This is a genomic window from Pseudomonas sp. GNP012 (genome assembly GCF_054343835.1).
Genome location: NZ_JBTGUU010000001.1, coordinates 3673038 through 3686298 on the forward strand (window position 1 = coordinate 3673038; position 13261 = coordinate 3686298).

The 13261-nt window shown below is 59.3% G+C and carries 12 protein-coding genes; 5 read left to right on the forward strand and 7 right to left on the reverse strand.

The window, feature by feature from the left end; translation table 11 throughout:
- Positions 1 to 462: 462 nt before the first annotated feature.
- The 3 genes from ACXX83_RS16485 to ACXX83_RS16495 form a co-directional block, all read right to left on the reverse strand.
- Positions 463 to 2121 (reverse strand): cation acetate symporter, encoded by a 1659-nt coding sequence (locus ACXX83_RS16485; RefSeq protein ID WP_015096192.1) that lies wholly within the window; start codon positions 2119 to 2121, stop codon positions 463 to 465.
- Positions 2118 to 2429 (reverse strand): DUF485 domain-containing protein, encoded by a 312-nt coding sequence (locus tag ACXX83_RS16490; protein WP_007971395.1) that lies wholly within the window; start codon positions 2427 to 2429, stop codon positions 2118 to 2120. The genes ACXX83_RS16485 and ACXX83_RS16490 overlap by 4 nt, the downstream gene beginning before the upstream one ends.
- A gap of 240 nt (positions 2430 to 2669) precedes the next feature.
- Positions 2670 to 3521 (reverse strand): glycine betaine ABC transporter substrate-binding protein, encoded by an 852-nt coding sequence (locus ACXX83_RS16495; protein ID WP_015096193.1) that lies wholly within the window; start codon positions 3519 to 3521, stop codon positions 2670 to 2672.
- Between the two features lie 288 nt (positions 3522 to 3809).
- Here ACXX83_RS16495 and ACXX83_RS16500 point away from each other — a divergent pair, with 288 nt between their 5' ends.
- Positions 3810 to 5405: a glycoside hydrolase family 17 protein gene (locus ACXX83_RS16500; protein ID WP_458549097.1), complete on the forward strand. Its 1596-nt coding sequence runs from the start codon at positions 3810 to 3812 to the stop codon at positions 5403 to 5405.
- A 126-nt stretch (positions 5406 to 5531) separates the two neighbouring features.
- Here ACXX83_RS16500 and ACXX83_RS16505 read toward each other — a convergent pair whose 3' ends face one another.
- Positions 5532 to 5900, reverse strand: a complete 369-nt coding sequence (locus ACXX83_RS16505; protein ID WP_015096195.1) for a hypothetical protein — start codon at positions 5898 to 5900, stop codon at positions 5532 to 5534.
- 225 nt (positions 5901 to 6125) lie between these two features.
- On the opposite strand from ACXX83_RS16505, the gene ACXX83_RS16510 reads away from it, so the two are divergent.
- Together ACXX83_RS16510 and ACXX83_RS16515 are read left to right on the forward strand one after the other, a co-directional pair.
- A complete protein-coding gene (locus tag ACXX83_RS16510; protein WP_015096196.1) occupies positions 6126 to 7424 on the forward strand; it encodes a lipid asymmetry maintenance lipase MlaY in 1299 nt (432 codons plus the stop codon).
- On the forward strand, positions 7417 to 8205 hold the full coding sequence (locus tag ACXX83_RS16515; RefSeq protein ID WP_458549098.1) for an MlaA family lipoprotein: 789 nt from the start codon (positions 7417 to 7419) through the stop codon (positions 8203 to 8205). Before ACXX83_RS16510 ends, ACXX83_RS16515 begins: the two co-directional genes overlap by 8 nt.
- Before the next feature lie 127 nt (positions 8206 to 8332).
- Here the strand turns inward: ACXX83_RS16515 and ACXX83_RS16520 are convergent, their stop codons facing one another.
- The gene (locus tag ACXX83_RS16520; RefSeq protein WP_217835961.1) at positions 8333 to 9247 is read right to left on the reverse strand and encodes a DUF808 domain-containing protein; all 915 of its coding nucleotides are present in this window, start codon (positions 9245 to 9247) and stop codon (positions 8333 to 8335) included.
- Between the two features lie 134 nt (positions 9248 to 9381).
- On the opposite strand from ACXX83_RS16520, the gene ACXX83_RS16525 reads away from it, so the two are divergent.
- Entirely contained in the window at positions 9382 to 9990 is a 609-nt protein-coding gene (locus ACXX83_RS16525; RefSeq protein ID WP_015096199.1) for a TetR/AcrR family transcriptional regulator, read from the forward strand.
- A gap of 109 nt (positions 9991 to 10099) precedes the next feature.
- On the opposite strand, the gene ACXX83_RS16530 is transcribed toward ACXX83_RS16525, so the two are convergent.
- Both ACXX83_RS16530 and ACXX83_RS16535 read right to left on the reverse strand, forming a co-directional pair.
- Positions 10100 to 10558, reverse strand: a complete 459-nt coding sequence (locus tag ACXX83_RS16530; RefSeq protein ID WP_458549099.1) for an REP-associated tyrosine transposase — start codon at positions 10556 to 10558, stop codon at positions 10100 to 10102.
- A gap of 213 nt (positions 10559 to 10771) precedes the next feature.
- A complete protein-coding gene (locus ACXX83_RS16535; protein WP_015096201.1) occupies positions 10772 to 11212 on the reverse strand; it encodes a GlcG/HbpS family heme-binding protein in 441 nt (146 codons plus the stop codon).
- A 268-nt stretch (positions 11213 to 11480) separates the two neighbouring features.
- On the opposite strand from ACXX83_RS16535, the gene gcl reads away from it, so the two are divergent.
- Positions 11481 to 13256, forward strand: a complete 1776-nt coding sequence (gene gcl, locus ACXX83_RS16540) for a glyoxylate carboligase (RefSeq protein ID WP_015096202.1) — start codon at positions 11481 to 11483, stop codon at positions 13254 to 13256.
- The last annotated feature ends 5 nt before the right edge of the window (positions 13257 to 13261 follow it).

Here is a 13261-nt window from a genome sequence, read left to right on the forward strand (position 1 = left end):
GAAAGGAACGGACAACCTATATCGGCAGGCTGAGCGCAGGTGTTCATCCGGGGATGGGCGCGCAGCGCCGTTCGACGCAGTCGAACTCATTGCATGTAGGTCGAAGCGAAGCCGACCGGAGGGCAATGCCCCCGGATGAATACCGGAGCGAAGGTACCCCGAGCCTCAGCGAGGGGCCGTACGTTCGGGGCGAGCGTTTTTTGCTTCCTTTTTTAGGCGCTTGTAAAAAAGGGAGTCGCCGTAAGGGCGAAACCATAAGCCGCCGTTACCGCAGCAATGGATATGTACACGATCAGCGAAAGACAGGTCGGCTGGCAGGCCGCCTTCGCGAGCAAGCCCGCCCCCACAGTAAATTGGTACATCCGCAAAATTCAGGTCGATTAACGCACAATAAAAAAGTGCCCCGATCTCTCGACCGGAGCACTTCATAAAGCATCGCCAGCTATATCAAAGCATCAAGACTTAGTGCGATACCGCCCCGCTCGCCCCAAGGCCAGTCTGCGAACGAACAAACTGCGGGAAGAACAGCGCCCGCTCATTGTCAGCCGCAGTCGACTTGTCAGTGACCGAGAAGAACCAGATCCCGACAAAGGCAATCATCATCGAGAACAACGCCGGGTACTCATACGGGAAGATAGCCTTCTCGTGATGCAGGATCTGCACCCAGATGGTCGGACCAAGGACCATCAGGCCTACCGCACTGATCAGCCCCATCCAGCCGCCGATCATCGCGCCGCGAGTGGTCAGCTTTTTCCAGTACATGGAAAGCAGCAGTACCGGGAAGTTGCAACTCGCCGCGATGGAGAACGCCAGGCCCACCATGAACGCGATGTTCTGGCTTTCGAACAGAATGCCCAGAACGATGGCCAGCACAGCCAAGGCAACGGTGGTGATCTTCGAAATGCGAATCTCATCCTTCTCGTTGGCCTTGCCCTTCTTGATCACACTGGCATACAGATCGTGGGACACCGCCGAAGCACCCGCCAGGGTCAGGCCAGCGACTACCGCCAGAATGGTCGCGAACGCCACGGCCGAGATGAAGCCCAGGAAGATACTGCCACCAACCGCATTGGCCAGGTGCACCGCCGCCATGTTGTTACCGCCGAGCAACGCGCCGGCCGCGTCTTTGAAGGCCGGATTGGTGCTGACCAGCAGGATCGCGCCGAAACCGATGATGAAGGTCAGGATGTAGAAGTAGCCAATGAAGCCGGTTGCGTACAGCACACTCTTGCGAGCTTCCTTTGCATCACTCACGGTGAAGAAGCGCATCAGGATGTGCGGCAGACCCGCGGTACCGAACATCAATGCCAGCCCGAGGGAGAACGCCGATACCGGATCTTTCACCAGACCGCCCGGGCTCATGATCGCTTCACCTTTAGGGTGAACCTTGATCGCCTCGGAAAACAGCATATTGAAGTCGAAGTTGACGTGCTTCATCACCATCAGCGCCATGAAGGAAGCGCCGGACAGCAGCAGAACAGCCTTGATGATTTGCACCCAGGTTGTCGCCAGCATGCCGCCGAACAACACATAAAGGCACATCAGCACGCCCACCAGAATCACCGCGACGTGGTAGTCGAGGCCGAACAACAGCTGGATCAGCTTGCCGGCACCCACCATCTGGGCGATCAGGTAGAACGCCACCACCACCAGCGAACCGCAGGCGGACAGCGAACGGATCTGGGTTTGCCCCAGGCGGTAGGACGCCACGTCGGCAAAGGTGTACTTGCCCAGGTTACGCAGGCGCTCGGCAATCAGGAACAGAATGATCGGCCAGCCCACCAGGAAACCGATCGAATAGATCAGCCCGTCGTAGCCTGAAGCGAACACCAGCGCGGAAATACCCAGGAAAGACGCCGCCGACATGTAGTCGCCAGCAATCGCCAGGCCGTTCTGGAACCCGGTGATCTTGCCGCCAGCGGCGTAGTAGTCGGCAGCCGACTTGTTACGCTTGGAGGCCCAGTAGGTGATGCACAGGGTGGCACCGACGAAGGCGACAAACATCACGATCGCGGACACGTTAAGCGGTTGCTTCTGTACGGCACCGGTCAGGGCTTCAGCCGCCCAGGCACCAGGCGCGAAGGCTGCGATGCTCAAAAGAGCCATTAGACGGCGGATCATTGCTGAGCCTCCTTGAGAATCGCATTGTTCAGGTCGTCAAACTCGCCATTGGCGCGTCGTACGTAGATACCGGTCAGGACGAACGCCGAAACAATCAGCCCGACGCCAATCGGTATGCCCCAGGTAATCGAGGACTCAGGGTTGATTTTCGCCCCAAGCACCTGCGGCCCATAGGCAATCAGAAGAATGAATCCGGAGTAAAGCCCTAGCATGATCGCCGAAAGAATCCAGGCGAATCGTTCCCTCTTGCTAACCAGCTCCTTGAAGCGCGGGCTGTTTTGAATCGAGAGGTAAATGCTGTCGTTCATTGTTTTTATCCTCGCAGCACAGATTGAGTTGGAACGGTATCCACTCTATGCGGCTGCGGGGCAGGTTCCAGACGACCTTAGTCTTAGAACGACATGACGTTTTCGCCAATTATCAGCACACCACAAATCAATGTGGGAGCGGGCTTGCTCGCGAAGAGGCCGTATCAGTCACTATCAAAGTTGACTGTCAGACCGCTTTCGCGAGCAAGCCCGCTCCCACAATTTAAAGCGACGCGACTGTTATTTGGTCCAGTCAGCCACGCGCTCAGGGTGCTTGGCGATCCAGTCCTTCGCCGCGGCTTCAGGTTTGGCACCATCCTGAATAGCCAGCATCACCTGGCCGATTTCATCCTTGGATTCCCACTGGAAGTTCTTCAGGAACTTGGCCACTTCCGGTGCCTTGGCCTCAAGCCCTTTGCTGCCGATGCTGTTCACGGTTTCTGCCGCGCCATACACGCCTTTCGGATCTTCGAGGAAGCGCAGTTTCCACTTGGCGAACATCCAGTGCGGTACCCAGCCGGTGACGGCGATGGATTCGTTTTTCTTCTCGGCACGGGTCAGCTCGGCAATCATGCCGGCACCGGAACTGGCCTTGAGTTGATAACCGGTCAGGTCGTAGTCCTTGATTGCCTGGTCGGTCTTGAGCATCACGCCTGAACCGGCGTCGATGCCGACGATGCGATTCTTGAAGGTGTCGTCGGTTTTCAGGTCCTCGATCGACTTGGCTTTGACGTACTCCGGCACGATCAATCCGATTTTTGCGTCCTTGAAGTTCGGGCCGTAATCGACGACCTGATCCTTGTTCTTCGTCCAGTATTCGCCGTGGGTCACCGGCAGCCAGGCCGAAAGCATGGCGTCGAGTTTACCGGTCGCCACGCCCTGCCACATGATCCCGGTGGCAACGGCTTGCAACTTCACGTCATAACCGAGTTTCTGCCTGATCACTTCGGCGGCCACGTTGGTCGTGGCAACGCTGTCCGACCAGCCGTCAACGTAACCGATCGTCACTTCCTTTCCGGCGGCACTGGCCACGGTAGAGCTGATCGCCAGCACCAAAGCGGCACCTGCGCCCAAGAGTCGTCGCATCTTCATCGTTACTTCCCCGAAAGTGCTGCGCTCGACGGATGCCGAGTCGCTTAAACGTATAGTTATGGTGCACAGCGCCCCCATCACGCCTCACAGCAAACTCGTCCCGACATCAGCGGAGTACTGACGCCTTCGATGATCAACCTGACGCTCATCGCGACCTGCTCTGCCAGCGACCTCAAGGCATCGAGAAACGACATCAGAAAGCCATTAATCCTGACCACGGAAAACGCGCCTGCCAAACCGCCCGAACTTTGCATGTCAAAATCATGCAGGCCACCAAGCACGCGGTAAATGCAGGTAACATGCGCCGCTTTGCTCCCACACGGCCTGACCATGTCCGCGACATACCGCTTCCCTCTTGCTGCTTATCTATTCGCTTGCCTGCTCGGGCTGTTCGCCCTTGGCGGCTTCTGGTACGGCCTCGGCAAACCGGTGGTCCTGCCGGACGCGACCAGCGCCACGCACAAGCTGCAATGCGCGTCCTATACGCCGTTCGACAAGGACCAATCGCCGTTCGACCAACCCTTCAAGCTGCGCCCCGAGCGCATGGACGCCGACCTCGCGTTGCTGGCGACCCGTTTCGAGTGCATCCGCACCTATTCCATGACCGGCCTTGAAGCCCTGCCGGACCTTGCGCGCAAACACGGTCTGAAGTTGATGATCGGCGCCTGGGTCAACAGCAACCCGGTGGACACGGAAAAAGAAGTCGACCTGCTGATCGCTTCGGCCAACGCCAACCCGGATGTGGTGAGCGCAGTGATCGTCGGCAACGAAACCCTGCTGCGCAAGGAAGTCACCGGTGCGCAATTGGCCAAGCTGATCAACAAGGTCAAGAGCCAGGTCAAACAGCCCGTCACCTATGCCGACGTCTGGGAGTTCTGGCTCAAGCACCCTGAAATTGCCCCTGCCGTGGACTTCCTGACCATCCATTTGCTGCCTTACTGGGAGGACGATCCATCGAACATCGACGCCGCCCTGCAACATGTGGCCGAAGTGCGTCAGGTGTTCGGCAACAAATTCGCGCCCAAGGACGTACTGATCGGCGAAACCGGCTGGCCGAGCGAAGGCCGCCAGCGCGAAACCGCCCTGCCGAGCCGGGTCAATGAAGCCAAATTCATTCGTGGTTTTGTCGCCATAGCCGAGCAGCAAGGCTGGCATTACAACCTGATCGAAGCCTTCGACCAGCCATGGAAGCGCGCCAGTGAAGGCGCGGTCGGCGGCTACTGGGGACTGTTCGATGCCGATCGCCAGGACAAGGGCGTACTGGCCGGGCCAGTGACAAACGTCCCGTACTGGTCGCAATGGCTGGCGGTGGGCGGCCTGATCTTTATCGGCACCCTGCTGCTTGGCGGCCGGGTTCGCACGACGCGCGCGGCGCTGGTACTGCCACTGCTCGGCGCATTGGCCGCTTGCTCGATTGGCGCCTGGGGCGACCTGGCACGCGTCACCACTCGCTTCACCAGTGAATGGCTGTGGGTCGGACTGCTGACCGTGCTGAATCTGCTGGTGCTGACCCATGCAGCACTGACACTGAGTCCACGTGACGGGTGGCGCGGGCAGGCTTTCGATTTACTGGAGCGCCGTGCTGGCTGGCTGGTTGCAACGGCAGGTTTCGCGGCGGCCGTGATGATGCTGGAACTGGTATTCGACCCGCGCTATCGCAGCTTCCCGAGCGTGGCGTTCATCGTGCCGGCGCTGGTGTATCTGTGCCGTCCGGTGAGCGTGCCGCGCCGGGAAATCGCCCTGCTGACCTTCATCATTGGCGCCGGCATCGCACCGCAGCTGTTTCGTGAAGGTTTACTGAACCAGCAGGCCTGGGGCTGGGCGCTGGTGAGTGTGTTGATGGTGGCGGCGTTGTGGCGCTGCTTGCGGGTTCGCACAGCTTGATGTTGCATTGACCCGACTGGCCTCATCGCGAGCAAGCTCGCTCCCACAATTGATCTTTGTCGCACACGGATTTTGTGTTCACTGAAGATCCACTGTGGGAGCGAGCTTGCTCGCGATAGCGAACTATCAGGCGCTGCGGGAAGCCCTGACCAACCGCAACCCCGCAATCACCACCGCAAACACCGCCAGCGTCGTGTTGTACAACGCCAATGCCGGAAACCCGAACACCAGCGCCAGCACCGCCAGCCACCACCCTGCCCGCCCCGGAACAACGAAGCCGACGATCGCAGCCGCCAACGCAACCCATCCCAGGACTGCGAAGTGAATCATCAGACCCAGGTTCGAACGCACCTGGCATTCCCAGCGGCTCGCCTCATCCACGCAAATGCCGACCCACTGCGCATCCTCCATGAAGCCATAACGCGCGCCATAACTGGCGGCCAGCCAAACAGGCAACAAAACAAGCAGCAGGATCACGGGCAGGTGGCGGGACATGAAACACTCCAATTGGCGAAAAACGGCGGCCAGCTTAATCGCCCTTAAGCGTTTCGCAAGCGATAACAACTGTTAACTGGGCATTCAATCGCTGCAAAGTGTATCGTCCAGCTACTATAACTTCGAAATCAGGCCTGTTTGGTGCCGAGGGTTGGCACTTTGGCGTATATCCGGTGGTCATAGCCTGCGAAATTCATTTGACACCTTCTTCTAAGGGATTTAGTCATGCTCCGTTCCTTGCGCTTCGCCGCCCTGTTTGGCGGCCTTATTTTGAGTGCGTCCGCACTGGCAGTCGACATTGACGCCGCCAGTTATGGCTACCCCCTGACCAACCCGTTCGAGGCGACCATCGCGACCACGCCGCCGGACCTGCGTCCGGAGCTCCCCCTGGACGATGACATCGATCAGGCAGTGCGCAGCGTCACCTTGCGTCCGGAACGGGCGTTCGAATTGCCGGACAATTTCTGGGCGGTCAAGAAACTCGACTACCGCATTGCCACGCAGGATCACGCCGCGCCGCTGATTTTCCTGATCGCCGGCACCGGTGCGCGCTATGACAGTACCCTGAACGAATACCTGAAGAAGCTCTATTACAAAGCCGGCTACCATGTGGTGCAGTTGTCATCGCCCACCAGCTATGACTTCATGAGCGCCGCCTCGCGCTTCGCCACGCCGGGCGTTTCCAAGGAAGATGCCGAAGATCTGTACCGGGTGATGCAGGCCGTGCGGGCACAGAACCCGAAAGTACCAGTCACCGACTACTACTTGACCGGGTACAGCCTGGGGGCACTGGATGCCGCCTTCGTCGCGCACCTGGACGAAACCCGCCGCAGCTTCAACTTCAAGAAAGTCCTGCTGCTCAACCCGCCGGTCAACCTCTACACCTCGATCACCAACCTCGACAAGCTGGTCCAGACCGAGGTCAAGGGCATCAACAACAGCACCACGTTCTATGAACTGGTTCTGAACAAACTGACCCGCTACTTCCAGCAGAAGGGCTACATCGACCTCAACGATGCCCTGCTCTACGACTTCCAGCAGTCCAAACAGCACCTGACCAACGAACAGATGGCCATGCTGATCGGCACCTCGTTCCGCTTTTCGGCGGCGGACATCGCCTTCACTTCGGACCTGGTCAACCGTCGCGGCCTGATTACCCCGCCCAAGTTCCCGATCACCGAAGGCACCAGCCTCACGCCATTCCTCAAGCGTGCGTTGCAATGCGACTTCGACTGCTACATCACCGAACAAGTCATCCCTATGTGGCGCGCCCGCACCGATGGCGGCAGCCTGCTGCAACTGATTGATCAGGTCAGCCTGTATGCGCTGAAGGACTATCTGCACGAAAGCCCGAAAATCGCCGTCATGCACAACGCCGACGACGTGATCCTCGGTCCAGGCGACCTGGGCTTCCTGCGCAAGACCTTCGGTGATCGCCTGACCGTTTATCCGTACGGGGGCCACTGCGGCAACATTAACTACCGCGTCAACAGTGACGCCATGCTGGAGTTCTTCCGTGGCTAAATTTCTCCTGCTTTTCGCAGCGTTACTCTGTGCAGGCGTCGCCCATGCAGACAACAGCAAAGCCAACGCCCCCGTAGTCGTCGACAGTGACGGCTTCAAGGAACCATTGAGCAAACTCAAATTCAACCCGGGCCTGGATCAGCGCGAGTTCGAGCGTTCGACGCTCGGTGCACTGGCCGTCTACGATCCGCTGGAAGAGTGGAACCGTCGCGTCTATCACTTCAACTACCGCTTTGACCAATGGGTGTTCCTGCCGGTGGTCAATGGTTACCGCTACGTCACCCCGAGCTTCCTGCGCACCGGCGTCAGCAACTTCTTCAACAACCTCGGCGACGTGCCGAACCTGTTGAACAGCCTGCTGCAACTCAAGGGCCAGCGCTCACTGGAAACCACCGGGCGACTGCTGCTCAACACCACCATCGGCATCGCCGGCCTGTGGGACCCCGCCACCGCCATGGGCCTGCCGCGCCAGAGCGAGGACTTCGGCCAGACGCTGGGCTTCTACGGCGTGCCGGGCGGCGCTTACTTCGTGCTGCCCGTCCTCGGTCCGTCGAACCTGCGTGATACCGGCGGCCTGCTGGTGGATTACACGGCCGAGAATGCGATCAACTACCTCAACGTGGCCGAGGTCAGCTCCAACCATCCGGAAGTCTTGATCCTGCGTGGCATCGACAAGCGCAACCAGACCAGCTTCCGTTATGGCCAGATGAATTCGCCGTTCGAGTACGAAAAAGTGCGTTACGTGTACACCGAGGCGCGCAAGTTGCAGATTGCCGAGTAAACCCGGTAGCCGAAAAACACTGTGGGAGCGGGCTTGCTCGCGAATAGGGTGTGTCAGACAACCTTTTAGGTGACTGACACACCCTCTTCGCGAGCAAGCCCGCTCCCACATTTGTTATGTGTTGCCTTCAGCCTTTCAGGGCTTTCCAGATTTTGCTGACGGCCATCACGCCAACCAACACCACCGCACCCGCCACAATCCCCGCCACGCCATTGAGCAACACCGGCACGATAAATCCGCCGCCACCCGCCGCCGCACCGACACTTTCGATCCAGTGATGCACCACCGGCACACCGTGCGTGAGAATCCCGCCGCCCACCAGGAACATCGCCGCGGTGCCGATCACCGACAGGCTCTTCATCATGTACGGTGCCGCACGCAGAATCGCGCCGCCGATGCTTTTCGCCATCTGCCCGGGTTTCTGGGTCAACCACAGGCCAAGGTCGTCGAGCTTGACGATACCCGCCACCAATCCGTACACGCCGACCGTCATGACAATGGCAATGCCCGAAAGCACGATGATCTGCTGGGTCAACGGAGCTCCGGCCACGGTGCCGAGGGTGATGGCGATGATCTCCGCCGAAAGAATGAAGTCGGTGCGGATCGCGCCTTTGATCTTGTCCTTCTCGAACGCCACCAGGTCAATGGCAGGATCGGCCACCGCCTCGACCAGTTGCGCATGCTCGGCGGCGTCTTCAGCCTTGCTGTGCAGGAACTTGTGGGCGAGCTTTTCAAAGCCTTCGAAGCACAGATAAGCGCCGCCGACCATCAACAACGGCGTGACCAGCCACGGAATGAACGCACTGATCGCCAATGCCGACGGCACCAGGATCAATTTATTGATGAACGAACCCTTGGCAACCGCCCAGACCACCGGGATTTCCCGCTCGGCCCGCACACCACTGACTTGCTGGGCATTGAGTGCCAGGTCGTCACCGAGTACGCCGGCCGTTTTCTTGGCGGCCATTTGGGTCATTACCGACACGTCGTCCAGCACGGCCGCGATATCGTCGATCAGCAACAGCAAACTGCTTCCTGCCATGAATCGGGTTTCCTTCTGCAATGAATGCGCAGCAGCATAGCGCGACATAAGAGCCTACGGTGCATTCTTGAGCGCCGCGCGAGGCCGGTGATACCATGCGCAACCGCCAGAACAGGCAAGGAATCACCGGGTTTATGAGCACTATCCGCGAGCGCAACAAACAATTGATCCTGCGTGCCGCCAGTGAGGAGTTCGCCGACAAAGGCTTCGCTGCGACCAAAACCAGCGACATCGCAGCCAAGGCGGGATTGCCCAAGCCCAACGTCTACTACTACTTCAAATCCAAGGAAAACCTCTACCGCGAGGTCCTGGAAAGCATCATCGAACCGATCCTGCAGGCTTCGACACCGTTCAATCCGGACGGCGAACCCGGTGAAGTGCTCAGCGGCTACATTCGCTCGAAAATCCGCATCTCCCGCGACCTGCCTTTCGCCTCCAAGGTGTTCGCCAGCGAAATCATGCACGGCGCGCCCCACCTGAGCAGCGACCTGGTCGAACAACTCAATGGCCAGGCCAAACACAACATCGAGTGCATCCAGACCTGGATCGACCGCGGACAAATCGCCCCCATCGACCCCAACCACCTGATGTTCAGCATCTGGGCCGCTACCCAGACCTACGCCGACTTCGACTGGCAGATCACCGCCATCACCGGCAAGGCCAGGCTGGATGAAGAAGATTACGAAGCGGCGGCGCAGACGATTATCCGGTTGGTGCTCAAGGGGTGTGAGCCGGAGCGGTAGACCGAGTCGCGACCTTCGCGAGCAAGCCCGCTCCCACAGGGGATTTGCAACACCATAGATCCAATGTGGGAGCGGGCTTGCTCGCGAATGGCGGCAACCCGGTTTTAGATCAAACCCAGATCGCATCCCACAACGGATAGTCACCCAGCTTCCCGACCAGCCCTGCCCGCAATGGGTTAGCCACGACATATCGAGCCAGCTTTACCAGGTCTTCCTCTTTTCGTAGCGCATGATCATGAAAGCCTTGCTGCCAAAGGCTACCTGTTCTGCCGAGCGCCGAATTGACTGCACGAGTGCTCAGGGATTTCGCCTGACACATCAATTGCGCCAACGTCCCCTTTTGCAACTGAATCAGCCAATGAAAATGATCGGGCATGACCACCCAGGCCAGTGTGTCGACAAAGCCGTCATCCTGCGCTTGCCTGAATTGCTGAACAACCAGTCTGCCAAGGGTGTAATCCCTGAAAACAGGTTCCCGCTTCAGGGTATTGGCAGTCAGTAGGTAAATGCGATTTTGCTCGGCGTAGCGGCCGATGCGCAGGCGGTGTGATGCTGACAGCTCAGGCATTCCTTGCCCTCTCTCATGTTGAAGTCATGAAAGGCTAGTTCAGCCGCTACGGGACTATGGGGGTAGACCCTTAGCTGGATGTGTCTGGGAGATCGCCTTCGCGAGCAAGCCCGCTCCCACACTTGATCGCTGACGTTCACAAAATTTGTGTACGCAAAAAATCCAATGTGGGAGCGGGCTTGCTCGCGAAGGCGATTGATCAGGCGCTACAGATCAAGCCGCCACCCCCGCATCCGCCACCAACCCCAACGCCTCGATGGCATTGATCGCGCACTGCTCGTCAACATCCGACAGATCGCCGCTGATCCCCACCGCCCCCAGCACGTTCCCGTCCTGATCCCGCACCAGCACACCACCCGGTGCCGGCACGACGCTGCCCTGCCCCAGGCTATTCAACGCGGCGATAAACGCCGGGCGTTGCTGGGCGTCCAGCGCCAGCAGGCGTGAGCCCTTGCCCAGGGCGATGGCGCCCCAGGCTTTGCCGATGGCGACGTGCGGGCGCAGCAGGCTGGCGCCGTCTTCGCGTTGCAAGGTGATCAGATGCCCGCCGGCATCCAGTACCGCAATGGTCAAGGGTGCCGCGGCGATTGCTCGCCCGGCGGTGATGGCCTCGTTGACCAGGTTGACTGCGACTTTCAAGGTTAAAGCGCTCATGGTGCCGCCCTCATTTTGTTATAGGGAAAGTCGTGGGGCTGCGCGTTTGTGCCGCAGCCCGATGCAACAAATAGAACACAATGAATTATTTTTTTGTATACAATAATTCTCGAAAGGCGCCACATGCGACGAAAAGCCACAGTGGAAAGGGCTTCCGACGAATGAAACAAGCGCTTGAGAAAATGGATTGACCTGCGCCGTCCGCCGTGAATACACTCTGCGCAAAGCCACTTGTATACAATTACAAAACGTAAAGAGGCACAAAACCATGAGCAAAATGAGAGCAATCGAAGCCGCCGTTCTGGTGATGCGCCGTGAAGGGGTCGATACCGCTTTTGGCATCCCGGGTGCCGCCATCAACCCGCTGTACTCCGCCCTGCAAAAGGTCGGCGGCATCGATCACGTACTCGCTCGCCACGTTGAAGGCGCCTCGCACATGGCCGAGGGCTACACCCGCACCAAGGCCGGCAACATCGGCGTGTGCATCGGTACTTCCGGCCCTGCCGGCACCGACATGGTCACCGGGCTCTACAGCGCCTCGGCCGACTCGATTCCAATCCTCTGCATCACAGGGCAAGCACCCCGCGCCCGTATGCACAAGGAAGACTTCCAGGCTGTCGACATCACCAGCATCGTCAAGCCAGTCACCAAGTGGGCGACCACTGTTCTGGAACCGGGCCAGGTGCCTTACGCGTTCCAGAAAGCCTTCTATGAAATGCGCTCCGGCCGTCCAGGCCCGGTGCTGATCGACCTGCCGTTCGACGTTCAAATGGCGGAAATCGAATTCGACATCGACGCTTACCAGCCACTGCCACTGGCCAAGCCGACCGCTAGCCGGGTTCAGGTCGAGAAGGCCTTGGCCTTGCTGGATCAGGCCGAGCGTCCATTGCTGGTGGCCGGTGGCGGCATCATCAACGCCGACGCCAGCGACCTGCTGGTGGAGTTCGCCGAGCTGACCGGTATTCCGGTGATCCCGACCCTGATGGGCTGGGGCACCATCCCGGACGATCACCCACTGATGGTGGGCATGGTTGGCTTGCAGACCTCGCACCGCTACGGCAACGCGACCATGCTCAAGTCGGACGTGGTACTGGGCATCGGTAACCGTTGGGCCAACCGTCACACCGGTTCGGTTGACGTCTACACCGAAGGCCGCAAGTTCATCCACGTCGACATCGAAGGCACTCAGATCGGCCGCGTGTTCACCCCGGACCTGGGCATCGTGTCCGACGCCGCTGCCGCGCTGACCGTGTTCATCGAAGTCGCTCGCGAATGGCAAGCCGCCGGCAAGCTGAAAAACCGCAGCGCCTGGCTGCAAGACTGCCAGCAGCGTAAAGCCAGCCTGCAGCGCAAGACTCACTTCGACAACGTGCCGGTCAAGCCGCAGCGCGTTTACGAAGAGATGAACCAGGTGTTCGGCAAGGACACCTGCTACGTCAGCACCATCGGTCTGTCGCAGATTGCCGGCGCGCAGTTCCTGCACGTCTACAAGCCGCGCCACTGGATCAACTGCGGTCAGGCAGGCCCTCTGGGCTGGACCATTCCGGCAGCGCTGGGCGTGGTCAAGGCTGATCCGAACCGTAAAGTCGTGGCCCTGTCGGGGGACTATGACTTCCAGTTCATGATCGAGGAATTGGCGGTGGGCGCGCAGTTCAAGCTGCCGTACATCCATGTCGTGGTGAACAACTCGTACCTGGGCCTGATCCGCCAGGCGCAACGCGGTTTCGACATGGACTACTGCGTGCAGTTGTCCTTCGACAACCTGAACGCGCCGGAACTCAACGGCTACGGTGTCGACCACGTTGCAGTGGCCGAAGGCCTGGGTTGCAAGGCGCTGCGTGTGTTCGAACCGGCTCAGATCCAGCCTGCCCTGCGCAAGGCTCAGGAACTGATCGAAGAGTTCAAGGTGCCGGTGATCGTCGAGATCATCCTGGAGCGCGTGACCAACATTTCCATGGGCACCGAGATCAACGCCGTCAACGAATTCGAAGACCTGGCGCTGGTCGGCAACGACGCACCAACCGCGATTTCGCTGCTGGACTAACTGCT

Excerpts from the sequence above, each read along its gene's own strand:
- ACXX83_RS16485 (WP_015096192.1), bottom strand. The coding sequence starts at position 2,121 with ATGATCCGCCGTCTAATGGCTCTTTTGAGCATCGCAGCCTTCGCGCCT.
- ACXX83_RS16490 (WP_007971395.1), bottom strand. The coding sequence starts at position 2,429 with ATGAACGACAGCATTTACCTCTCGATTCAAAACAGCCCGCGCTTCAAG.
- ACXX83_RS16495 (WP_015096193.1), bottom strand. The coding sequence starts at position 3,521 with ATGAAGATGCGACGACTCTTGGGCGCAGGTGCCGCTTTGGTGCTGGCG.
- ACXX83_RS16500 (WP_458549097.1), top strand. The coding sequence starts at position 3,810 with ATGCAGGTAACATGCGCCGCTTTGCTCCCACACGGCCTGACCATGTCC.
- ACXX83_RS16505 (WP_015096195.1), bottom strand. The coding sequence starts at position 5,900 with ATGTCCCGCCACCTGCCCGTGATCCTGCTGCTTGTTTTGTTGCCTGTT.
- ACXX83_RS16510 (WP_015096196.1), top strand. The coding sequence starts at position 6,126 with ATGCTCCGTTCCTTGCGCTTCGCCGCCCTGTTTGGCGGCCTTATTTTG.
- ACXX83_RS16520 (WP_217835961.1), bottom strand. The coding sequence starts at position 9,247 with ATGGCAGGAAGCAGTTTGCTGTTGCTGATCGACGATATCGCGGCCGTG.
- ACXX83_RS16525 (WP_015096199.1), top strand. The coding sequence starts at position 9,382 with ATGAGCACTATCCGCGAGCGCAACAAACAATTGATCCTGCGTGCCGCC.
- ACXX83_RS16530 (WP_458549099.1), bottom strand. The coding sequence starts at position 10,558 with ATGCCTGAGCTGTCAGCATCACACCGCCTGCGCATCGGCCGCTACGCC.
- ACXX83_RS16535 (WP_015096201.1), bottom strand. The coding sequence starts at position 11,212 with ATGAGCGCTTTAACCTTGAAAGTCGCAGTCAACCTGGTCAACGAGGCC.
- gcl (WP_015096202.1), top strand. The coding sequence starts at position 11,481 with ATGAGCAAAATGAGAGCAATCGAAGCCGCCGTTCTGGTGATGCGCCGT.